This is a genomic window from Bradyrhizobium sp. AZCC 2262, assembly GCF_036924535.1.
Classification (GTDB): Bacteria; Pseudomonadota; Alphaproteobacteria; order Rhizobiales; family Xanthobacteraceae; genus Bradyrhizobium.
Genome location: NZ_JAZHRT010000001.1, coordinates 5,044,458 through 5,066,752, shown reverse-complemented (window position 1 = coordinate 5,066,752; position 22,295 = coordinate 5,044,458). Strand labels below are relative to the sequence as shown.

Sequence of the window (22,295 nt, the reverse complement as noted above, 5' to 3'; positions counted from 1 at the left end):
CCTTCCCCAAACTGGAGCCCCATCATGTCCGTCGAATTCATCGGATATATCTCGAACAACAATTCCTCGGAAACCATCGTGCGGTCCGGACCCGTTCTCGATGCCGTTCATATCGAAACGGTGGCGAAGGCGCATGAACTTGCCGGCTTCGACCGCGCATTGCTGGCGTTTCACTCGACGACGCCGGACGCGCTCCAGATCGGTCAGCATGTCCTGAACGTGACGAAGACGCTCAAGGTCATGATCGCACAGCGGCCGGGATTTACTGCGCCCACGCTGCTCGCACGCCAGCTCGCCACTCTCGATCAGCTTTACGGCGGGCGCGTATCGCTTCACGTCATCACCGGCGGCAACGCCACCGAGCTGCGCCAGGACGGCAACACGCTCGACGACAAGGACGATCGTTACGCCCGGACCGGTGAATTCCTCGACATCGCGCGTCAGGAATGGACCAGCGAAAAGCCATTCGACTACAACGGCAAATACTACAAGGTCGAAAAGGGCTTCTCCCAGATCAAGCCCCATCATCCCGGCGGCATCTACACCTTCGTCGGCGGCGGCTCGGATGCGGCGATCGAGGTGGCCGGCAAGCATGCCGACACGTTTGCGCTGTGGGGCGAGTCCTACGCACAGGTGCGGGACGTCACCGCGCGCGTGCGTGCCGCCGCCGCGAGATACGGCCGGCCGACGCCACGATTCAGCCTGTCCGTCCGGCCGATTCTCGCCGAGACGGAGGAAAAAGCCTGGGCCAAGGCCGACGATATCCTCGCCCGCGCCACCGCGCTGCAGGACAAGACCGGCTATCGCAAACCGGCCGACGGTCATGCGACGGCCGGCGCGCGACGTCTGCTGGCGCTGGCGGAGCAGGGTACCCGGATCGACAAGCGGCTGTGGACCGAGATCGCCAAACTGACCGGCGCCAACAGCAACACCACGGCGCTGGTCGGTACGCCCGAGCAGGTCGCCGAAGTGTTCGGCGACTATTACGAGCTTGGCATCAGCCATTTCCTCATTCGCGGCTTTGATCCTTTGATCGACGCCATTGAATATGGCCGCGAGCTGATTCCGCTGACGCGAAAACTCATTGCCGAACGCCAGTCGGCGCATGGGGTGGCCGCGCAATGATCCGCCTCGCACTTGCCGCCGGGCTGTTGCTCGGCTTTGCCATTCCCGCTTCCGCGCAAACCACGCTTCGGGTGGGCGACCAGAAGGGCAATTCGCAGGCCGTGATGGAAGCGGCCGGCGTGTTGAAGGATGTCCCTTACAAGATCGAGTGGAAGGAGTTTCCCGCCGCAGCGCCGCTATTGGAAGCGCTGGGCGCCGGCGCAATCGAGACCGGGCTGGTAGGAGATGCGCCATTCACCTTTGCGGCTGCCGCCAACGTGCCGGTGAAGGCGATCGCCGCCGTCCGGCAGTCGCGGGACGGGCTCGCGGTGCTGGTGCGGGAACAGTCGCCGATCAAGAGTTTTGACGATCTGCGCGGCAAGAAGATCGCAACCGGCCGCGGTTCGATCGGCCACCAGTTGATCCTCGCCGCACTCGAGGCGAGGGGATGGAAGGTTGATGATGTCCAGATCGCGTTCCTCGCGCCGTCAGACGCCAAGGTCGCCTACACGCAAGGCGCCGTCGATGCGTGGTCGACTTGGGAACCCTATGTCAGCCAGGAAGAGGTGCTGTTCAAATCGCGCCGGGTCATCACCGGTGAGGGCCTCACGCCTGGCCTGGGTTTTCAGGTCGCGACGCCAATCGCCATCAGGGACAAGCGCCCCGAACTTGAGGATTTCGTGCGCCGTCTGGCGGCAGCGCGGGCATGGTCCGCCGGGAACGTGGGTAGCTATGCCGAGACCTGGGGCAAGCTCATGAACATTCCCACAGCAGTGCCGCTCAATTGGCTGACGCGGGCGAAGATCAGGATCACACCAATCGATGACGACGTCGTCGCCGATGAGCAGAAGACCATCGATCTCTATTTCCGCGCGGGTCTCATCAAGCAGAACCTCAACGCGGCCGATATCGTCGATCGGTCGTTTTCTGAGGCCATTGGTAAAGGAGCCGGCCTGTAACGGCCGCTCTCGGGCGATGACGAACGTGTGAAGCGGGGAAGACTATCCGGTTCGGCCGGCGCTTCGGACAAGGATTTTCCCCATTTGTCGCGGCCGGGAATGACAAATTTGCTATTTTCGTAAGCGTCTTGTGGGACCGGTCGGCCGCGCCAAGATCAAACAGAACAAACAATGGAGTCCAGCACCATGGGCCTGCAACAAGCCAAACTCGAATCGCTTCCCTTCGTTACCGCCGAGCTGAACTATCTCGCACCGACCCCGGGAAAACCCCGCACCTACGCCTTCGATCCGCCGCCGGGTGAGCCCAAATCCACCGCGCTGCCTGAACCGCACAACGTCCCGATCTTCGATGCGCGCCTGATCGCCGGCAACCTCTCTTTGGACCGCGAAGGCTTTGCACTGGTCCGCCATCCCACCATCGTCAGGAATTTCTACGACGACAAGGAAGTGAGGAGCGTCTACTACCCCGCCGTGGAAGCCTTTCTGAAGGCGACGCTCAAAGCTGACCGCGTCCTCATCTTCGACCATACCGTGCGCAAGCGTGTGGAAGGTGCCGCCGATATCAGAGGCGCCGGTCCGCGCCAGCCAGCAACGCGCGTGCATGTCGATCAAACCGACATCTCGGGCGCCAACCGCGTTCGCGAACACTTGCCTGAAGAGGCCGACGAACTTCTGAAGGGGCGCGTGCAGGTCATCAATGTCTGGCGGCCGATCCGGGGCCCGCTGCGCGATGCGCCACTTGCGATGGCCGACGGCCAGACCGTCGAGCCCAGCGATCTCGTCGCTTCCGATCTGATTTATCCAAACCGCAGCGGTGAAACCTATTCGGTGAAATACAACCCGAACCATCGCTGGTACTACATCCCGGAAATGAGGACCGACGAGGCGCTGCTGCTGAAGTGCTACGATTCCGCAACCGACGGCCGCACGCGGTTCGGGCCGCACACCGCCTTCGTCGACCCCACTACGCCCGCCGACGCAGCCCCGCGCGAGAGCATCGAGCTGCGAACATTGGTGTTCCACAAGAGCTGATCGGGCAACCGGGCCGGATTCGCGTTTCCACCCTATTGGTGATACCTCGCCCTGAAACTATTTTGGGGCGAGGCGGTTCATGGACGGCAAGGCCGATAGCGCGGATACCAATCTCCGCGCGCTGATTTTTGCGCTTCTGGCGCTGGCCTGCGGCCACATGCTGTCAACGCTGCTGCGGACCATTCCGGCGATCAGCCTCGACGTGATGGCGGCGGACTTCCGCACGCCGCCGCAGACGCTGGCGAGCCTCACCTCGATCTATCATTTCGCCTTCGCCGCCTCGCAGATTCCGGTCGGAGCCGCGATGGATCGTTTTGGCGTCCGCCCGGTTTCGTTGAGCTTGCTGTGCGGAACCATTGTCGGCGCGCTGGCGTCGGGGCTCGCTACCGGGCCTGAGAGTTTCCTGTTCGGGCAGTTCCTGCTCGGCGTTGCCACCTCGGGCATGCTGATGTGCCCGATGACGCTCGCCGCCAAGCAGATGTCTGCGGCGCGCTTCGGCCTGTGGTCCGGGATCATCCTGTCGATCGGCAATATCGGCATGCTGCTGTCGGCGAGCCCGCTGGCCTTTGTCGTCGAACTCTGGGGATGGCGCGCGGGATTCTGGATCTCCGCCGGTTTTGGCGCTGTCGTGGCGATTGCGGTGTTTCTGCTGGTCCCGAAACAGCCGGCCGCGCAGGCCGATCCATCCTCGCCGCTCTCGCAGATGGCCGAGGTGCTTCGGATCGGGCTGTCACGCCCGCTGCGCGGCCTGATCGGGCTGGCGCTGGTCTCGCTGGCGGCCTCGCTGGTGCTGCGGGGATTGTGGGGCGGCCCGTGGCTGATGGAGATCAAGGCGCTCGGCCGCATCGAGGCGGGCAACATGCTCGGCCTCTTCACGCTCGCCTTGATCGCAGGGCCCGTGCTGATGGGGATCCTCGATCGCAGCATCGGCCATCGCCGCGAAGTGCTGGCCGCGGCGCATTCCTTTGCCGCGTTGCTGCTCGCTGTGATGGCGGCCGGCGCGCCGCATCATCCGCTGTCTGAGCTATTCGGCGTGAACGCGGTGCCGGCCCAGATCGACGGCGCGCTGTTCGTCCTGATCGGCATCGCGATCTCGACGCAGCCATTGCTCTACGGCATGACGCGGCAACTCGTCGACGCGCAAAACGCCGGCAAGGCGCTCTCCGCGATCAACCTCGCATTCTTCCTCGGCGCCGCGCTGATGCAATCGTCGACCGGCGTGGTCGCGACGCTGTACGGATTGCCCGCGGTGCTGCTGTTCATGGCGGCGGCCCTGGTCGCCGGTACGGTGGTGTTCGTGGCCTACACTCAGCCGTCGAAATCCTAGGAGCATGATCCGGAAAAGTGGACACCGGTTTTCCCTCGCGACAAACGCGGAACGCGTTTGCGCGGAGATCATGCTCAAACAAAAAGATGATCGACGAGCATGATTCAACTCTGTTGAAGCATGCTCTAGATGCTGCGCGCTTGCCTGCGGACCTCGTTGGCGATCGGCTTGAGGGCTTCGGCCGCGGCCTGTCCCACCAGGCTGTAACCCATCCCGCCATCGGCCCAGGCAAAGCCCGAGACATCGCCTCCCGAATGCGGCGCCATCGGTGCGCTCTGGTCCGAGATCATCGGGCGCGTCAACACCACCAGTCGATCGCCGCGATCGTCGTCATACATGAACATCGCGGCGGGGCCATGCGACGTCGCGATCAGCCGCCCACCCATCAGGCGATAGCCGGAAGCCGTCAGGTCCGGCAGCTTCACCGGCTGCTTCAGGCGGTTCGACACCCACTGCACCAGTTGCGCGCTGTCGGATGCCCGCATCTCGACCGGCCGGACACGGTCCGGCGCATAGACGCTGTACGAATAGGCTGCTTCCTGCGCGAGCGCGGCAAGGCCGCCGGACGAGGTCCGCAAGCTGCCGCGCATCACCCAGCCACCGAGACCGCCAATGCACAGCATCAGCATCGCCGCGACCGCCCACCAGATGGGCGAGGGTCGTCGCTGCCGCTTCTCGATCATCCCTGACAAATTGAGCCGCGACGGCAAGGGTTCGTCTGCAATCGGCGCCAGCGCCTGGCGCAGCAGATCGCGCTGATCCGAAAAGGCGGCGACGCGGCGGGCCATGTCGGGGTGGCCTTCGAGATAGGCGGCGACTTCCGCCTCCCGCTCGGGTTCCAGAACGCCATCCACATAGGCGTGGAGATCGTCTTCCGTGATGGGCCGGTTGGTCATTTCATGCTCCGCAACTGCACCACGTTTTTCGGTGCGCCGTCCGCGCTCCCTTCGATTTCCTGCTGTAATTTTTCGCGCGCCCGCGACAGGCGCGACATCACGGTGCCGATGGGAATGTCGAGCGCCCTGGCGGTGTCGGCATAGGACAGGTCTTCCACGGCGACCAGAAGCAGCACGGCGCGCTGGTCGTCCGGAAGGCGCGCAAGCTTGTCGAGGACGTCCTGGTACATCAGTTTCTGTTCTTGCACGGCGTTCTGCCCGAAATCATCTTCATTGGCCTCGTCGATGGCGATGTGCTGGCCCCGGCGCGCCGAGCGGCGAAACTGGTTGACCGCAAGGTTATGCAGGATCGTGAACAGCCACGAACGCGGATCGCCTTCGTGCCGCTCATGCCAATGGCGGACGGCCCGCTCCAGACAATCCTGCACCAGATCGTCGGCGGTGGCTCGGTTACGGACCAGCGCCCGCGCATAACGGCGCAGGGCTGGAATCACCGGCTCGACCAGGCGCAGCATGTCGTTCATGGAGCCTGGACCTGCACGGCATCACCGAATTTCGTGGGCTCGCCGGGAGCGATGACCAGATATCGCCGTTCGGCCGCGGTCGAATTCTGAACGATTTGCCGGATCGGCCCGACCGCATTGACGATGGCCGACCCTGCCGGGTTGGTCATGAAGGCGGCAAGCGGTTGCACCGATCCGGTTCCGTCGTTCTTGTCGGCCAGCGCCAGCACGTAGCGCTGCTTCGGTTGAAGTCCGGTCACCGATGCCTGTACGACCTGGATCAAGCCTTGATCGAACAGCGAGACACTGGTCGGCGATTTTTCGCCCCTCGCTTCGCCCTTTGGGCCGAGGGTAAGATGCGCGACCTGACCGGCAATGCCGAGGCTTTGCAAATTCTGCCGGTCGTCCGGATTGGGCGCCGCGCCCGGTACATAGGCGATCGCTTGCGGCGCCTGGCCGATCGGAATATTGGCCACCACCTTGTTGGTGGCGGTGTCGATCGCAGCGAGGGCGTCGGCGTTTTCGAGGCCGACATAGACGCGTGTGCCGTCGCCCGACGGCCAGACGCCGTGCGGCAGATTGCCGACCGGGATGGTCGCTACTTGCGAGAAATCGTCGGTACGAAACACCTTGACCTCGTTGGTGCCGCCGATCGTGACATAGGCGAAAGTTCCCTTCGGCGTGCGCGCGAAGTTGACATGGTTGGTGATCGGGCCGGTCTCGATCGTCTTGATCGGGTTGAACGGCGGCCTTGCATTGAACACTTGCGTCTTGCCGATGTCCTTGAGCGTAAACCACACCTGTTCGCCGTCAGGCGTGGCGGCGATGTTTGGGCAGAACGGGCTCTCCTGCTTCACCCGCGCGACAATGGCGTGGTCGGCGACTGACACCACGACCGTCTCCGGATTGAAGGACGAGCAGACGTAGCCGTACTTGCCGTCGGGCGAGAAGATCTGCATGCCGGGGCCGGCAGGCACCTCGATGCGCCTCTTCTCGGCAAAACTTGTAGCGTCGATCACGCTGATATAGTTCTCGCCGCGCACGGTGACCCAGACCTCCCTTCCATCCGGCGTGAAGAACGCCTCGTGCGGCGAACGGCCGACATAGGTGACGTGCTTGACCGCGTTGGTCGCGGTGTCGATGAAGGTCACCGAATTCGATCCGATCGAGACGACGGCGAGTGTCTTGTGGTCGGGTGAATAGCCCATGCCGTGGACCAGCACCTGTCCCTTGTAGAGCGGGCTGAAATTGCCGGGCTGGGGATCGCCAAGGCGGATCACGCCGAGCAGCTTGTTGTCGACGGGATCGGTGACGGAAACGGTGTTCGAAAATTGTTCCGCGGCGTAGACGCGGTCGCGATGGCTGATTGGAATGTCGGGGGAGGTCGCGGCGCCGGGGGGCTGGCCGGCCAAGGCCGCCGCAGGCAACATTAAGGTGGTAGTCAATGCGGCGACGATCGTGCAGGCCAGCAGGCTGCTTCTCAAGGTCGAATAGTTCATCTGTTGCTCCTACTTCTTCATGCCTGCAGACATGTTCATGTGATGATGTATCGCCGGCGCCTGGCTGGTTTCCGTTGGCGCGGGAACGGAAGCCGTGACCGGCTCGCCGACCGCCAGCTTCATCGCGGCGATCTCCTGCATCTGGCTGACGATGATTTCCTGCGCGATACGTCGGAGCTGCTCGTTCTTGCCGTAACGCAGTTCGAGCACGGCCATGTCGATCGCGCCCTGATGGTGCGGCGCCATCATGGCGACGAAGTCGCGGTCGACGTCGCCGGTCGGCTTTGCCTCCATCGCGCTCATCATCTTGCTCATCGCGGCCTCGTTTTCGGCGAGGAAAGCGTTTTCATCCGGCGTCGCAGCCTGTTGTGGTGGCTGATGCGCTTCATGCGCGAACGCCAGAGGCGGCGCGGCGAAAGCGACGAGGAGGCGCAGGCCGAAGAACGCGGCGCCCAGGCCGGGTTTGAAGAATTGCAGCATCGTCGCAGTACCTTCCGGATTCGAGTTCGAATGCTTTGCAAACAGCGTGCATGGGGATGACGCGTGGCGGCGCGCTCTATTCCGTCATCTGCGACTGTTTTGGCGGGATACCGCACACGTATTCGTGAGCTGGTTCGGTGAGCCGCGCCGCATTCTCCGGATGGCAGCCGCGACAAAGCGATGGTTTGCGAGCAGAAAGCCAGCGGCTATAAGGGCTTGCCCCACCATCTTCGGATCCCGCATGTACCCGGATTCAAATTCTTCTTCGCAGAAAATGTACGACCGCGCGCTGGCGAGCCTGCCCGGCGGCAACACCCGCACCACCGTGTTCATGAAGCCCTATCCGATCTACGCCGTGCGCGGCGAGGGCTGCCGGGTCTGGGATCTCGACGGCAACGTTTACATCGACTGCATAAACAATTTTACGTCGCAGATTCACGGCCACGCCCATCCTGCATTGGTAAGAGCGGCGACCGCGCAGCTCGCGCTGGGGTCGGCGTTCGGCCTGCCGACGGAATCCGAGGTCGATCTCGCCGAACTCCTGGTCTCGCGCCTGACGTCAGTCGAACAGGTCAGGTTTGCCAATTCCGGCACCGAAGCCGTGATGATGGCGCTGAAGGCAGCGCGTGCGCATACCGGCCGTCCAAAAATCGCCAAATGCGAGGGCGCCTATCACGGCTCCTATGACTATGCCGAGGTGAGCCTGGACCCTGTGCCGGAAGCCTGGGGCCGCAACGCGCCGGTATCGGTCGCCTACGCCAAGGGTACGCCTGACAATGTGCTGGCCGATGTCGTCACCATTCCCTTCAACGACACCGAAGCCGCCGTCAGCCTGATCCGCGAGCACGGCGAGGGGCTCGCCTGCGTGCTGGTCGATCCCATGCCCAATCGTGCCGGTCTCGCGCCGGCGGACGGGGCCTATCTGGAGGCGCTGCGAAAGGTCACGCGCGAGGTCGGGGCGCTATTGATCTTCGACGAAGTCATCACGTTCCGTCTCGGCTATCGCGGCGCGCAGGGCATCTGGAATATCGATCCGGATTTGACCACATTGGGAAAAATCATCGGCGGCGGCTTTCCCGTCGGCGCGATCGGTGGCCACAACGACGTCATGGCGGTATTCGATCCGCGCCCGGGCAAGCCGGCGCTGCCGCATGGCGGCACGTTCTCCGCCAATCCGGTGACGATGCGTGCTGGGATCGCTGCGATGGAGCTGCTCGACGATGCGGCCTTTGCGCGGCTCGACGCGATGGGCGCGGCGGTTCGGTCCGGCATCGACGCGGCGTTCAAGCGCCGCGGCGTGCCGGGCGGCACGGTGGGTTTAGGCTCCCTGCTCAAGGTTCATTTTGCGGATCGGCCGATCCGCGACTATCGCTCGGCCTATATGAGCGAGGAAGAGGGCCGGCGTCAGGCGGTGTTCTCGCGCGGGCTGCTCAATCGCGGCGTGCTGGCCGCGGGCTACGGATTGATGGCGTTGTCGACCCCGATGACGGATGCCGATATACATGCGATCATCGATGCGGCGTCGGGCGCGCTTGGGGAAGTCGCAGGCACGCTCTGACCAGCATAACAAGAACGGGTTCAATGTCCGCCAAGATCGATCCCATCACGCGCTCCGTCGTCCAGCACCGGCTCAGTTCGATCGTGAAGGAGATGGGCGAAGCGATGCTTCGCACCTCCTATTCGCAGATCCTCAATTCGAGCCGCGATTTTTCGCTGGCGATCTGCGACACCGATGGACGTTTGATCGCGCAAGCCGATCATCTTCCGGTTCACGTCGGCGCGCTGCCCTGGGCGACGCTCGCGGTCGAGGAGCGGTTCAAGGATGTCAAACCGGGCGACGTCATCCTGCTCAACGATCCCTATCATGGCGGCAGCCATCTGCCCGATCTCACCGCCTTCGTGCCGGTCTTCGCCGGTGGAAAGCGGCTGCTCTGGACCATCGTGCGGGCGCACCAGAGCGATATCGGCGGCGCCACCCATGGCGCCTATAATCCCGCCGCCACCGAGATCTATCAGGAAGGCCTGCGCGTTCCGCCAATAAAACTCTATGAGGCCGGCAAGCTGCGCGATGATCTGCTCGATCTGCTGGCGCTGAACATTCGCAACCCCCGGGAATTCCGCGGTGACCTCGCCGCGATGCTCGGCGCGGCGCATCTCGGCGAGCGGCGGCTGTCGCGGCTGTTTGCCGAATTCGGCGCGCCGGTGGTGGAGGCAGCCATGGAGGCGATCCTCGACGCGACGGAGCAGCAGACTCGCGCCGTCGTTTCGACCTGGAAGGACGGCGTGTTCCACGGCGAGGCGTTTCTCGACGATGACGGTCATGGCCGCACCGACATCCGCATCGCCGCCAAGGTCACCAAGAAAGGCAGCGACGTCGAGGTCGATCTCTCCGACTCCGATCCGCAATCGACGAGCTTTGTGAATTCCTCGCATGCCAATATGCAGGCCGCGGTGGCGATGGCTTTTGCCTATCTGATCGACGCCGAAATTCCAAAAAACACCGGCGCGCTGCGGCCGCTGAAGGTCATTGCAAAGCAGGGCACGGTGGTGTGGGCCGATCCGGGCCGGCCGGTGACGCTGTGCACCAGCCATCCCTCGAATGAAATCGTCGAAGCCATCGTGAAGGCGCTCTCGGCGTCCTGTCCGGAGCGCGCGATGGCCGGCTGGAGCCGCCGGTTCCGCATCGCGATCCAGGGCGAGGACCCGCGCACCGGCAAGAATTTCATCTGGCACCTGTTCCAGGCGCGGCCCGGCGGCGGGGCGTCGTCGGGCGGCGACGGCTGGTCGTCGATCGGCGAATGGCATTCGGTCGGCGGGCTGAAATTCGGCAGCCTCGAAGTCGCCGAGGTGCGCTTTCCCCTGCATTTCCGTACCCATGAATTCCGCCCGGGCTCGGGCGGCGACGGCCAGCATCGGGGTGGCCTCGGCGTCTCGCTCGATCTGGTGCTGGAGACGGAGAAGATCGCGAAAGGCAATACCGCCGGCGATGGCGCGCGCCACGGTCCCTGCGGCATGCTCGGCGGCGAGGACGGCAAGCCGCATCACTATCGCCTGCTGTCCGAAGGTCGCGAGCCGCGCGTGCTCCGCACCAAGGAAGTCGGCATCGAACTGCGCCCCGGCGATTGCCTGGAGATTCGTTCCTCCGGCGGCGGCGGGTGGGGACCGCCTGCAAAACGATCGGCGGTGGCGCGCCAACGCGACCGCGAGCAGGGCCTGACGGACGCGCCGGCGGAGCAGGCGTCCTCATGATGTTCAGGATAGGCGTTGACGTCGGCGGGACCTACACCGATCTCGTGGCCACGGATAAGAGCGGGCGGACTGTATTCGCAAAATCGCCATCGACTCCCGCGGATCAGTCGCTCGGTGTGATGGCGGGGCTCGATGAACTGGCACGGCGGCTCAACGTGACGCGCTCGGAAATGCTCGCCGCGACCGACCGGCTGGTTCACGGCACCACGGTTGCCACCAACGCGCTGCTGGAGCGCAAGGGCGCAAAAGTCGCGCTGCTCACGACCGAAGGCCATCGCGACGTCATCGAGATGCGGGAGGGGCTCAAGCCCGATCGCTACGATCTGCGCTCGCCGCCGCCGGAGCCTCTGGTGCCGCGCGAACGGCGCTTTGGTGTCAAGGAACGGCTGAAGGCGAGCGGCGAGATACTGCTTCCGCTGGACACGAAATCGCTCGACGACGCGATTGCCGCCATCAAACAATCGGGCGCGAGCTCGGTCGCTGTGTGTTTCCTGCATTCCTATCTCAATCCCGCGCATGAACTCGCCGCCGTCGAGCGATTGACGCAGGCGCTGCCTGATATCAGCATCTCGCGCTCCAGCGACGTGCTGCCGCAGATCAAGGAATATGAGCGCGTCTCCACCACGATCGTGAACGCTTGTGTCGAGCCGATCGTACGGCGCTATCTGACCAATCTCGAAGCGCGGCTCGGCGAGGCCGGTTTCAACGGCAGTCTGTTTGTCGTGTTGTCGCATGGCGGTATGGCGCCGGTCGAGGAAGCCTCGCGGCTTGCCGCGGGCACGGTGCTGTCAGGGCCGGCGGGCGGCATGTCCGGCGGGCGGCGCTGTTCTGATCTGGTTGGCATTCCCGATCTGGTGCCGTTCGATATGGGCGGCACCTCGACCGACATCTCGCTGATCTCGGGCGGGCAGGCCTCGCTGTCCGCCGACGGCATCCTCGCCGGCCAGCGCATCGCGCTGCGCAGTCTCGATATCGCGAGCATCGCCGCCGGCGGCGGTTCGATCGCCAGCGTCGATGCGAGCCGGACGCTGCGCGTCGGGCCGCAAAGCGCGGGCTCGGTGCCGGGCCCGGCCTGCTACGGCAATGGCGGGCAGGCCGCGACCGTCACCGACGCCAATGTCGTGCTCGGCTATCTCGATGCCACAGCTTTCATGGGCGGCAAGCGTCCGCTTGACCGCGCGGCGTCGGAAGCCGCCGTCGACCGTATCGCAGCCGCGATGGAACTGTCGCGCGTCGAAGCCGCCGCCGGCATCTACCGCATGATCAATCTGAACATGGCCGACGGCATCCGCCTGATGACGCTGCGCCGCGGCGTCGATCCACGAAAATTCGCGCTGTTGAGTTTTGGTGGCGCGGCGGGGCTGCATGCGGCGGAAGTGGCGCGCGAACTCGAGATCAAGCGCATCATCGTGCCGACGGTCGCTTCTGTGCTGTCAGCCTGGGGCATGCTGACCAGCGACCTTCGCTACGAAGTCAGCCGCACGCACTATGGCGCCGGCGCGCGCATTACGGCCGACGAGGTGCGCGAACTCTTTGCCGGTCTGGAGCAACAGGCCGCGGGTCGGCTGCGCGCATGGTTCAACGGAACGGTTTCAATCGAGCGCTCCGCCGAGATGCGCTACGGTGAACAGATCTTTGAGATCGATGTCTCGCTCGACGGCCTCGACTGGAACGCGGTCAACCTGGTGGACCAGATCGAGGACCGCTTTCACGTCAGGCACGAGGAATTGTACACCTACGCCTCGCGCGGCCAGGAGGTCGTGTTCGTCAACGCCCGCGTCGCCGCCGTGGGTGAAGTGGCGCGGCTCGATTCAGGTGCAAAGCCCGCGTCGTCGTCGTCCGCCTGCTCGCCACGCAGCAAGCGGCAGGCCTACTTCGGCGGCTGGCGCGAAGTCCCGGTCTACGCGCTCGACGAACTCCGGCCCGGCCATAGCCTGACCGGCCCCGCGATCATCGAGGCCGAGACCACGACCGTGCTGGTCGATGCCGGCGATCGCGTGACGGTCAATGCATTGGGATGGTTGGATATTTCGTTGCGCTGACCGGCTTCAATATTTAATTTCAACAACCCCGTTTCCGGCGCTATCATCGCGATCGCTGGGATAGGCGTCACAAGCTCGTGCTAGCTTGGTGTTCGAGGCCGTGTCGATGCAAATAACAAAAAAAGCCAGACGTATTGTATCTTTTCTAGCCGCGGCGCTGATGTGGGCGTCAGCGGCTACGCAGCCGGCTCAGGCTGCCGGTGTGACCGACACCGAAATCCGCATCGGCAACATCATGCCTTATACCGGGCCGCTGGCCGCGTTCGCTTCGATCGGAAGGGCGGAGGCCGCCTATTTCGACATGATCAATGAGCGTGGCGGCATCAATGGGCGCAAGGTCAGGTTCATCTCGCGCGACGACAGCTCCAATCCGAGAACCGCGGTCGAGCAGACCCGTGAACTGGTCGAGCAGGAGCGCGTGCATCTGATGTTCGGATCGTTCGGCACGCCGAGCAATCTGGCGACGCGATCTTATCTCAATGAAAGGAGTATCCCGCAGCTCTTTGTCGCCTCCGGCGACGAGGAGTGGGCGCACCCGAAGCGGTTTCCGTGGACGATGGGATGGCAGCCGACGTTCCGGTCCGAAGGCCGGATCTACGCCAACTACGTCCAGGCCTCCTATCCGAGCCGGAAGATCGCCGTGCTCTGGCAGAACGACCAGTTCGGCCGCGATCTGTTCCGCGGATTGCAGGAGGGGCTTGGCATCACCGCCAACATGATCGTCGCCGACATCGCCATCGACGCGGACATGTCCATCGATACCCAGGTTGACATCCTCAAGAACTCCGGCGCCGAAGTGCTCGTGCTCAATTGCGCGCCGCCGATCTCGGCCCGCGCCATCCGAAGGGCGGCCGAGTTGGACTGGCATCCCGTCCTGCTGCTGGTCAACGCGGCGGCTTCGATCGCGAATGCGCTGAGACCGGCGGGGCTTCAGAATTCCGTCGGCGTGATCTCTACCTCGTTTTTGAAGGACGCCAGCGATACCACCTGGAAGGAAGACGCCGCCGTCAAGGACTGGCTGGCGTTCATGGACAAATATTATCCCGACGGCGACAAGGAGGATGGCAACGCGATCTTCGGCTATGCGGCGGCCGAGACCTTGGCGCGGGTGCTGACCCAGTGCGGCGACGACCTCTCGCGCGAGAACATCATGCGGCAGGCGGCATCGCTGCGGAATTACCAGCTCGGCGTCACATTTCCGGGCATTGCGATCAACACCGGACCGGCCGACTTCCACCCGATCAAGCAGATGCGGCTGGTGCAGTTCGACGGCAACGCCTGGCAGCCGATCGGCGACGTGATCGAGAGCGCGTTCGCGAGCAGGCCGAATGATAATTGATTGCGGGGCATCATCACTCCTTCTTCGTCACCCTGAGGAGGCCGCAACGCGGCCGTCTCGAAGGGCGACAGCCACCAGCGGGGGCCGCTCATCCTTCGAGACGCGCTTCGCGCTCCTCAGGATGACGGGGATAGAGTTGGGGTTGAGGCGCCGCGATCGCATTCTATTGACCGAACGGCGTTTGCGTCATCTTAATGTGCGCGCACTCCATACCTGGATAGAAGATCGCGATGGGTATCTTCGTCTACATGCTCCGCTGCTCCGACGGCTCTTTCTACGTCGGGAGCGCGACCGGTGATGATCTTTCACCCCGCATCGTTCAGCATAACGCAGGCTATTACCGGGGTTACACGTTCACACGGCGGCCGGTTGTTCTCGTCTGGTCCGAGCACTTCGATCGGATCACAGATGGTATTGCCGCAGAACGACAAATCAAAGGTTGGAGCCGCGCCAAGAAGGAGGCGTTGATACGGTCGGATTGGGCCGCCATCAGTCGGTTGGCCCAACGCCGAGGAGGTCTGGCGAATACACCGAAAAATCATCCTTCGCAGAAGGGCTAAGCATGCGAAGAAAGGTTCAGCATGATCGCGCTCTCTTTCACCGTCATCCTGAGGCGCGAGCGCAGCGAGCCTCGAAGGATGAGCGGCCCGGCTGGTGGCCGTTCATCCTTCGAGACGCGCGTTCCGCGCTCCCACGGGTGAACGCAATTGCGTTCATCCCGGGGATGACGGGCTCTACTTAGCGTTTCGCCGCCTGCCCGTAATTCAACAGCCCGCCCTTGCTCTTCGGCGGATGGGCGCGCAGGCCCTCCTCGTTGGGTTCGGTGCCCCAGCCCGGGCGGTCCGGCATGATGAGATGGCCGTCGACGATGTCAGGCACATGGGTGAACAGTTCATGGTCCCATGCGAGGCGGTCGATGTCGGTTTCCATGATGCGTAAATTCGGCACGGCGGCCGAGAAATGCGCATTCTGCATGGTGCAGAGATGGCCATAGAAATTATGCGGGGCGACGTTGACTTCAAAGTGCTCGGCGGCGGCGGCGATCTTCATCGATTGCCATACCCCGTTCCAGGGCGTGTCGATGATGGCGACATCCATCGCCTGTTCGCTGAAGTAGGGCAGGAATTCGCGCAGGCCCAGCAGCGTCTCGCAGGATGACACCGGGTGCGGGCTCTGGCGGCGGATGTAGCCAAGTGCCTGCGGATTGAAGGTGTCGATCTCCACCCAGAACATGTCCATGTCTTTGATCGCCCGCAGGATCTTCAGGTAGCCCTCCGTCTTGGCGTTGAAATTGAGGTCGAGCAGCAGGTCGACATCGGGGCCGGCGCCGTCGCGGATCGCTTCCAGATGCATGCAAAGGTTTCGCAGCACCTTGCGGTCGACGTTGATCTCCGGCTCGAACGGCGAACCGAAGCCGGGCCGCCAGCCCTGCGGCTTGCCGTCGGTATAGACGAAGATGTTGGTCTTCATCGCCGTAAAGCCTTTTTCTCGCACCTCGCGCCCGATCGATTTGACGCCGTCGAGATCGGTAATCGCCGGCTTGAACCAGTCGGGATGGTTGATGCGCCAGGTCGCGCAGTGCGACCAGTAGACCCGGATGCGGTCGCGGATCTTGCCGCCGAGCAGTTCGTAGCAGGGCACGCCCAGCGCCTTGGCCTTGACGTCGAGCAGCGCGTTCTCGATGGCGCCGAGCGCCAGCGCCACCACGCCGCCTGCGGCCGGCCGCGTCGCCGCAAACAGTTCCGCATAAATCCGCTCATGCTGGTAGGCGTTCTTGCCGACCACGCGTGCGCCAAGCCGCTCGATCGCCGTGGTGACGCCCGGCGCACCAAAACCCTCGTCGTATTCACTCCAGCCGACGATGCCGTCCTCGGTCATGATCTTGACGAAGTGGTAGTTCCGCCAGCCGGCGTCGCAGGCGAGCGTTTCGACGCTTCTTACAGTGGTGGCTTTTTTCATATTTCCTGCCCCGGGCTTGTTGTTGTGGTTCAGCTGATAACAACAATGGATTGGCGGGGCCGTCAATTGCAGGGCTGCGCATAAGGCAGGGCACGGCCTGCATGGTTCGCCCCGGTGAAGCATCTCGTCGTGCCGCTGCGCTCCCCGTCAGGGCCGGGCATGACGACGTCGTGAATGCTAAGCCGTCGGCGGAAACAATTTCGGCTTCTGCCGTTCGAACACCTGCCGCCCGTTCTTGAAACCCATGAGCATGTCGGGCAGTTCCGCAATCGCGTTCAGGCCACTGTCGGTGTCGAGGACGATCAGGTCGGCGGGATTGCCAGGCGCGATACCGTAGTCCCGCAAATTCATCAGGCGCGCCGGCAACTCCGTGACGAGGTCGAGGCAGGCGTCGAATTCGCTAATGCCGGCATGCGCGACATTGGCGTAGAAATTCGCCATCCGCAGCAACGAGGCATCGCCGAACGGCGTGAAGGGATTGAGCACATTGTTGGTCGCGATCGAACACACGACGCCGTTCTCAACGAGCTTGTGTGCCACGGTCAGCCCGCGCGGCGCATTATGCGTGGCGTCGCGGCCCATCAGATAGAGATCGGTCGCGGGCAGCACGGTGACGGCGACGCCTGATTTGGCCAAACGCGCCGTCGCCGCCTTCAGCCGGTCCGGCGGCAGCGCGGACAGTTTCGTCGCATGGCCGATCGCGACGCGGCCCTGGTAATTGCGCCGTTCGGTCTGCCGGCAGACCTCTTCGAGATGCCACCAGGACGGATCGAGATCGAAATCGAGGTGCAGGTCGACATCGACATCGAATTGCTGCGCCAGGTCGAACAGCTTTTGGACATGCGCGTTCGGGTCGGTGTCCATATAGGGGCAGCCGCCGATCGCGTCGCCGCCGTCGCGCAGCGCCGCAATCAAGAGTTCCTCCGCGCCGGGATCGTTGGTCAGGCCTTCCTGCGGAAACACGCAGATCGAAAGATCGAGCGCCCAGGAATAGTCGCGCTTCAGCGCCTTGACCGCCTCAAAGCCGCGCAAGCCTATGCGCGGATCGATTTCGACATGGGTGCGCATGCGGGTGGTGCCATGCACGATGGCGCGCTCGATCACTCTTGCTCCGCGCGCGTAAACGTCCTCGACCGTAAATTCGCGCTTCATGGCCGCGACCGCGGCGATAGCCTCTGCCACGCTGCCGTGGTCGTGCCCGCAGCGGCCGAGCAGGCAGGCCTTGTCGAGATGAATATGCGTGTCGACGAAGCCGGGCAAAGCGAGCCTGCCGCTGACATCGATCTCGGCCGCTTCACAGGCAAGCCGGGGTTCGATGGCGGCGATACGCCCGCCCGCGACGCCGATATCGACCGGGATGGGTGAGAACCGGGTTCTGGCGTTACGGAAGATGAGGTCGAAGGCCGTTTTCGCGTTCATGGGTCCGAGCGGGCTGGAGCTGATCCGAACCTAGCGGAAGCGCGCGCGCCGGGCAGCTCCAGATTGTGTGCAGTTCTGAGGCTCAATTGTTCAAAATATGTGCATGCAGTTTGACGGTCCGATTGTAGTATTATCGATCAGGAGAAACCGCCATGTCCGTTGCCGCCAAAGCCGAACCCAACGACGACGTTGAACGAATGTCCGACGCCGAGGTGGTCGAGGCCTATCTCACGGCGTCGATGATCCCGGATCCCGATGCCGCCGCGGCCTACATGAAGCCCGGCACGATCATCACCTTCACTGGCGGGCGTGAGTTCGACCATCCGCGCGGGCCGACCGGCTTCAACGCGCGGCGCTATCGCTGGGTCAAGAAGAAGATGGACCGCTTCGACGTCTGTCCCGGCGCGGCCGAGACCGTCGTCTACAGCATCGGCACGCTCTACGGCGAATGGATCGACGGCGCGCCGTTCGAAGGCAACCGCTATGTCGACCGTTTCGTGGTGAGGGGCGGCCAGATCGTGAAGATGGATGTCTGGAACGACAGCGCCGAGCGCATTCTGGTGCAGCGGGGGATTGAGGCGTAGCACGCATCTCACCCTTGCCCCGTCATCCTGAGGTGCGAGCGCTTGCGAGCCTCGAAGGATGAGCGGCCCGGCTGGTGGCCGTCGATCCTTCGAGACGCGCGCAAGAGCGCGCTCCTCAGGATGACGGAGATAGAGCGGCGGCCGCGACTACCTCGCCCTGACCACCTTCGGCAGTTTCACCACACGGCTGCCGTCGCCGCTTTCCTCCGCATAAGGCGCCAGAATATCCAGCAAATCGCGGCCGCGCTGCGGGGCAGGGGCGACCAGCGCGCGATTGGCGACCGAATCCAGATGGCTGTGCATCAGGCCCATCACCTTGCTCTCGTCGCCCTTGACCAGCGCCGCGATGATCGCGCGATGCTCGTTGATCGCGCATTCCGAGGAATGCGGGCGGCTGTACAGCGACAGTGTCAGGCAGCAGCGGTAGGCGACCTCGCTGACGTAACGCACCAGGATCGGACTGTTCGTCATGTTGGCGAGCAGGATGTGAAATTCTGTTGCCAGCCTGAGCGACACCGCGTCCGAGCCGTCGCGGGCGCGGTCCTCGGCATCGACATGGGCGTTGAGCTCGGCGACCTGGCTCTTGGTCAGCTTGCCGGCGAGCTGACGCACCACGAGGCGTTCGAGCTCGATCCGGATATCAAAGGCATCGCGGGCTTCCTGCCAGCTCGGCGTCGCCACGACGGCGATCCGGTTGCGGCGAAGCTCGACGAGGCCTTCCGCGGCGAGTTGTCCCAGTGCATGGCGGGCGATGGTGCGGCTGACGCCGAACCTTTCCCCAAGCGAATCCTCCGGCAGTTTTGCGCCGGGCTCCAGCGCCTGCTCAATGATGGCACGGCGAAGCGCGCGGCAGATCACGCCGACCTTGTCGGATGGTACGGCTGACTTGCTGGCGGAACGAGGCGCCATCGGCGAAATCCTGAGGGAAGTGCTTCGGATGGCGTTTCCTATCACAATTGGCCAACAATTGAGCGCCTCAATTGCATGCAGTTTGATCGGGTAATTGCACAAAAGGAATCCGTTGGATCTGTGGGCTTGCCGCGATCCCATTGATTTGGCGCACGGGTTTTGCTGGCATTCGGCTTGCATGCACTTCCAGCCATGATGCGCATGCAACCAAATTCAGAATTCTCTGGCCTGCCGGTTCCGGCTTCTGCCGCACCCATTGCCATCGAGCTCTCTGAGGCCTCGGTCACCTTCGGCCGCGGCGCCCGCGCGGTGCCGGCCCTTGCCACGACGACGCTGCGGATCGCCGATGGCGAGTTCGTCGCCCTGGTCGGGCCTTCCGGATGCGGCAAGTCCACCATCCTGCGGCTCGTGAGCGGGCTGGTGCAACCATCCACCGGCGTGGTCATCGTCGGCGGCCGGGAAGTCGCGGCGCGCGCCTTGCGCGTCGGCATGGCGTTCCAGAACCCGACCATGCTGCCCTGGATGACGATCGAGCGGAACATCATGCTGCCGCTCAAGATCGTCGAACCGTTCCGTTCGCAATTCCGAAAACTCCGCAAGACCGAATTCCGCGACAAGGCCAATGCGCTGCTGGAGCAGGTCGGCCTCAAGGGCTTTGGCAACCGCTACCCCTGGCAACTCTCGGGCGGCATGCTTCAGCGCGCCAACCTGTGCCGCGCGCTGATCCACGAGCCGCGCATGCTGCTGCTCGACGAGCCCTTTGGCGCGCTCGATCAGTTCACGCGGGAAGAGCTGTGGTCGATCCTGCAGGATCTTTGGATCGCCCACCAGCCGACCGTGCTCCTGGTGACGCACGACCTGCGCGAGGCGGCGTTTCTCGGCAGCCGCATCTGCGTGATGAGCGCGCGGCCCGGCCGCATCCTCGATGACAGCCACGTCACCTTCGCCCGCCCGCGCACGGTCGCGATGACGTTCGAGCCGGATTTCGTCGCACTGAACCAGAAGCTGCGCGCCTTCATTGTCGATGCCAGAACGGCCTCAGCGCAGGGAGCGGCCTGACCATGCCCGATCTCGATTATCGCCAGAAGGCCTGGTCGGCGGCACTGATCGTGCTGTTCTTCGTCGCCTGGGAATTGTTCTGCCTGATGACGGGCATGTCCGATCTCGTGCTGCCGCGCCCGTCGCAGGTTTTCGTGACGCTGTTTGAAAAATTCCCGATCCTGTTGCCGCACATTCTGCAGACGCTAGCGACGACGATGATCGGTTTCGTGCTCGGCGTCGGCCTCGGCGTCGTACTCGGTGCGGTAATCGGCGTTTCGAAGACCGCCTATGACACGGCTTATCCGCTGCTGGTCGGTTTCTCCTCGATCCCGAAGGTCGCGGTGGTGCCGATCTTCGTGTTGTGGTTCGGCTCCGGCTCGGTGCCGGCGGTGCTGACCGCGCTCTCGATCTGCTTCTTTCCGATCGTGGTCAACATCGCGACGGGGCTCGCGACCACCGAACCCGAACTGGAGGACGTGCTGAAGGCGCTCGGCGCCAGCAAGTTCGATATTCTCTGGAATGTCGGGCTGCCGCGGACGATGCCGTTCTTCTTTGCCTCGCTGAAGGTCGCGATTTCCTACGCCTTTGTCGGCGCGGTGCTGTCGGAGACCGTCGCATCGAACCGCGGCATCGGCAACGTGATGATGACCGCGTCCTCCAATTTCAACGTGCCGCTGGTGTTCGCAGGCCTGTTCGTGCTCGCCGGCCTCGGCGTTGCGCTCTACGTGATCTTCTCGGCGATCGAGGGCCGCGTCACCGGCTGGGCCACCCGCAAGAACGACGTGATCGCGACATGAAGATTTTCACCAACCGCCATCCAACCCTTAATCGAGGAGACCACGATGTTAGCCAGAGTAAGTGCCGCGCTGTTGGGAGTTACCTTGTTCGCCGGCTCGGCATGTGCCCAGGAAACCACGATCAAGTTCACCCTCGGCTGGAAGACGCAAGGCTCCGACGCCGCGTTCTTCTATGCCAAGGACAACGGCTATTTCAAAGAGGAGGGCCTCAACGTCGTGATCGACCAGGGCGAGGGCTCCGGCGCCACGGTCACGCGCATCATGTCGGGCGCCTATGACGCCGGCTTCGGTGACGTCAACGCCATCATCCAGAACGCCTCGACCAAGCCGCAGGATGCGCCGGTCATGGTCTACATGATCTGGAACCAGCCGCCGTTTGCGATCGTGACCAAGAAGACCAGCGGCATCAACACCATCAAGGACTTTGAGGGCCATACGCTCGGCGGTGCGCAGGGCACGCCGACCACGCGGCTGCTGCCGGTGTTCGCGCAGAAGAACAAGCTCGAGGGCGAGAAGATCAAGATCTCCAACATGGCGCCGAACCTGCAGGAGCCGATGCTGATCAAGGGCGACATCGACGCCGCGCTGGTGTTCAACATCACGAGCTACTTCAATCTCGTGCTGAACCGCCAGGATCCCGACAAGGACTACAAATGGTTCCAGTTCGGCGATTACGGCCTCGATCTCTATTCCAACGGCGTGATGGTCTCGCGCAAGCTTTTGGCGTCCAATCCGAAGGCCGTCGCCGGCCTCGTTCGCGCCGTCAACAAGGGCATGATCGCGATCGCCAAGGACCAGAACGCCGGGATGAAAGCCGCTGTCAATTACGACAATTTGATCAATGTCGAGGTCGAAAAGCGCCGCCTGCAATATTCCTTCGACAAGCTGATCGTGTCGCCCGAGATGAAGGAAATCGGCGTCGGCGACGTCAAGGACGACCGCATGGCCCGCGCCATCGGCATCATCGTCGAAGGCTATCAGCTCGCCCGCGCGCCCACGCCCGCGGAGATTTTCTCGCGCGAATTTTTGCCGCCGCGCGCGGAGCGCGAGCTGGTGTACACTGCAAACTGACGCGTCCTCGTCATTGCGAGGAGCAGAGCGACGAAGCAATCCATTCTTTCTTTCCGCGGCGGGAAGGATTGCTTCGCTTCGCTCG

20 protein-coding genes are annotated in these 22,295 nt (G+C 63.5%); 13 read left to right on the top strand and 7 right to left on the bottom strand.

What is annotated here, in order from left to right:
- The first annotated feature begins 24 nt into the window (after positions 1-24).
- The 4 genes from V1283_RS23950 (at position 25) to V1283_RS23935 (ending at position 4,422) form a co-directional block, all read left to right on the top strand.
- Positions 25-1,125: an LLM class flavin-dependent oxidoreductase gene (locus V1283_RS23950; RefSeq protein WP_334388952.1), complete on the top strand. Its 1,101-nt coding sequence runs from the start codon at positions 25-27 to the stop codon at positions 1,123-1,125.
- Positions 1,122-2,063 (top strand): ABC transporter substrate-binding protein, encoded by a 942-nt coding sequence (locus V1283_RS23945; protein WP_334388951.1) that lies wholly within the window; start codon positions 1,122-1,124, stop codon positions 2,061-2,063. Before V1283_RS23950 ends, V1283_RS23945 begins: the two co-directional genes overlap by 4 nt.
- A gap of 186 nt (positions 2,064-2,249) precedes the next feature.
- Positions 2,250-3,095 (top strand): CmcJ/NvfI family oxidoreductase, encoded by an 846-nt coding sequence (locus V1283_RS23940; RefSeq protein WP_334388949.1) that lies wholly within the window; start codon positions 2,250-2,252, stop codon positions 3,093-3,095.
- 79 nt (positions 3,096-3,174) lie between these two features.
- The gene (locus tag V1283_RS23935; protein ID WP_334388948.1) at positions 3,175-4,422 is read left to right on the top strand and encodes an MFS transporter; all 1,248 of its coding nucleotides are present in this window, start codon (positions 3,175-3,177) and stop codon (positions 4,420-4,422) included.
- Positions 4,423-4,547: 125 nt separating this feature from the next.
- On the opposite strand, the gene V1283_RS23930 is transcribed toward V1283_RS23935, so the two are convergent.
- From V1283_RS23930 to V1283_RS23915, 4 genes are read right to left on the bottom strand one after another with little or no spacing between them, the layout of a single operon-like run.
- Positions 4,548-5,318, bottom strand: a complete 771-nt coding sequence (locus V1283_RS23930; protein ID WP_334388947.1) for an anti-sigma factor family protein — start codon at positions 5,316-5,318, stop codon at positions 4,548-4,550.
- The gene (locus V1283_RS23925; RefSeq protein ID WP_334388946.1) at positions 5,315-5,842 is read right to left on the bottom strand and encodes an RNA polymerase sigma factor; all 528 of its coding nucleotides are present in this window, start codon (positions 5,840-5,842) and stop codon (positions 5,315-5,317) included. Before V1283_RS23925 ends, V1283_RS23930 begins: the two co-directional genes overlap by 4 nt.
- Entirely contained in the window at positions 5,839-7,320 is a 1,482-nt protein-coding gene (locus tag V1283_RS23920; RefSeq protein ID WP_334388945.1) for a YncE family protein, read from the bottom strand. Before V1283_RS23920 ends, V1283_RS23925 begins: the two co-directional genes overlap by 4 nt.
- Before the next feature lie 9 nt (positions 7,321-7,329).
- Complete coding sequence (locus tag V1283_RS23915; RefSeq protein WP_334388944.1) at positions 7,330-7,800, bottom strand: DUF305 domain-containing protein; 471 nt, start codon at positions 7,798-7,800, stop codon at positions 7,330-7,332.
- A 241-nt stretch (positions 7,801-8,041) separates the two neighbouring features.
- On the opposite strand from V1283_RS23915, the gene V1283_RS23910 reads away from it, so the two are divergent.
- From V1283_RS23910 to V1283_RS23890, 5 genes are all read left to right on the top strand, one after another.
- Positions 8,042-9,358 (top strand): aspartate aminotransferase family protein, encoded by a 1,317-nt coding sequence (locus V1283_RS23910; RefSeq protein ID WP_334388943.1) that lies wholly within the window; start codon positions 8,042-8,044, stop codon positions 9,356-9,358.
- 23 nt (positions 9,359-9,381) lie between these two features.
- Positions 9,382-11,049 carry a hydantoinase B/oxoprolinase family protein gene (locus V1283_RS23905; RefSeq protein ID WP_334388942.1) on the top strand — a complete coding sequence of 556 codons (1,668 nt, stop codon included), beginning with the start codon at positions 9,382-9,384 and terminating at the stop codon, positions 11,047-11,049.
- The gene (locus tag V1283_RS23900; RefSeq protein WP_334388941.1) at positions 11,046-13,091 is read left to right on the top strand and encodes a hydantoinase/oxoprolinase family protein; all 2,046 of its coding nucleotides are present in this window, start codon (positions 11,046-11,048) and stop codon (positions 13,089-13,091) included. Before V1283_RS23905 ends, V1283_RS23900 begins: the two co-directional genes overlap by 4 nt.
- Positions 13,092-13,197: 106 nt before the next feature.
- A complete protein-coding gene (locus V1283_RS23895; protein ID WP_442895775.1) occupies positions 13,198-14,430 on the top strand; it encodes an ABC transporter substrate-binding protein in 1,233 nt (410 codons plus the stop codon).
- Between the two features lie 230 nt (positions 14,431-14,660).
- Positions 14,661-14,990, top strand: a complete 330-nt coding sequence (locus V1283_RS23890; RefSeq protein WP_334388939.1) for a GIY-YIG nuclease family protein — start codon at positions 14,661-14,663, stop codon at positions 14,988-14,990.
- Between the two features lie 178 nt (positions 14,991-15,168).
- On the opposite strand, the gene V1283_RS23885 is transcribed toward V1283_RS23890, so the two are convergent.
- Positions 15,169-16,389, bottom strand: a complete 1,221-nt coding sequence (locus V1283_RS23885) for a mandelate racemase/muconate lactonizing enzyme family protein (protein WP_334388938.1) — start codon at positions 16,387-16,389, stop codon at positions 15,169-15,171.
- Between the two features lie 177 nt (positions 16,390-16,566).
- Positions 16,567-17,808: an amidohydrolase family protein gene (locus V1283_RS23880; RefSeq protein ID WP_334388937.1), complete on the bottom strand. Its 1,242-nt coding sequence runs from the start codon at positions 17,806-17,808 to the stop codon at positions 16,567-16,569.
- A 152-nt stretch (positions 17,809-17,960) separates the two neighbouring features.
- Between V1283_RS23880 and V1283_RS23875 the strand changes: the two genes are divergently transcribed.
- On the top strand, positions 17,961-18,392 hold the full coding sequence (locus tag V1283_RS23875; protein WP_334388936.1) for a nuclear transport factor 2 family protein: 432 nt from the start codon (positions 17,961-17,963) through the stop codon (positions 18,390-18,392).
- A 147-nt stretch (positions 18,393-18,539) separates the two neighbouring features.
- On the opposite strand, the gene V1283_RS23870 is transcribed toward V1283_RS23875, so the two are convergent.
- Complete coding sequence (locus V1283_RS23870; RefSeq protein ID WP_334388935.1) at positions 18,540-19,301, bottom strand: GntR family transcriptional regulator; 762 nt, start codon at positions 19,299-19,301, stop codon at positions 18,540-18,542.
- Between the two features lie 201 nt (positions 19,302-19,502).
- Between V1283_RS23870 and V1283_RS23865 the strand changes: the two genes are divergently transcribed.
- The 3 genes from V1283_RS23865 to V1283_RS23855 are packed head-to-tail and all read left to right on the top strand — an operon-like array spanning position 19,503 to position 22,210.
- Entirely contained in the window at positions 19,503-20,360 is an 858-nt protein-coding gene (locus tag V1283_RS23865; protein WP_334388934.1) for an ABC transporter ATP-binding protein, read from the top strand.
- A 2-nt stretch (positions 20,361-20,362) separates the two neighbouring features.
- Entirely contained in the window at positions 20,363-21,139 is a 777-nt protein-coding gene (locus V1283_RS23860; RefSeq protein ID WP_334388933.1) for an ABC transporter permease, read from the top strand.
- A 45-nt stretch (positions 21,140-21,184) separates the two neighbouring features.
- Positions 21,185-22,210 (top strand): ABC transporter substrate-binding protein, encoded by a 1,026-nt coding sequence (locus tag V1283_RS23855; RefSeq protein ID WP_334388932.1) that lies wholly within the window; start codon positions 21,185-21,187, stop codon positions 22,208-22,210.
- Positions 22,211-22,295 lie beyond the last annotated feature (85 nt).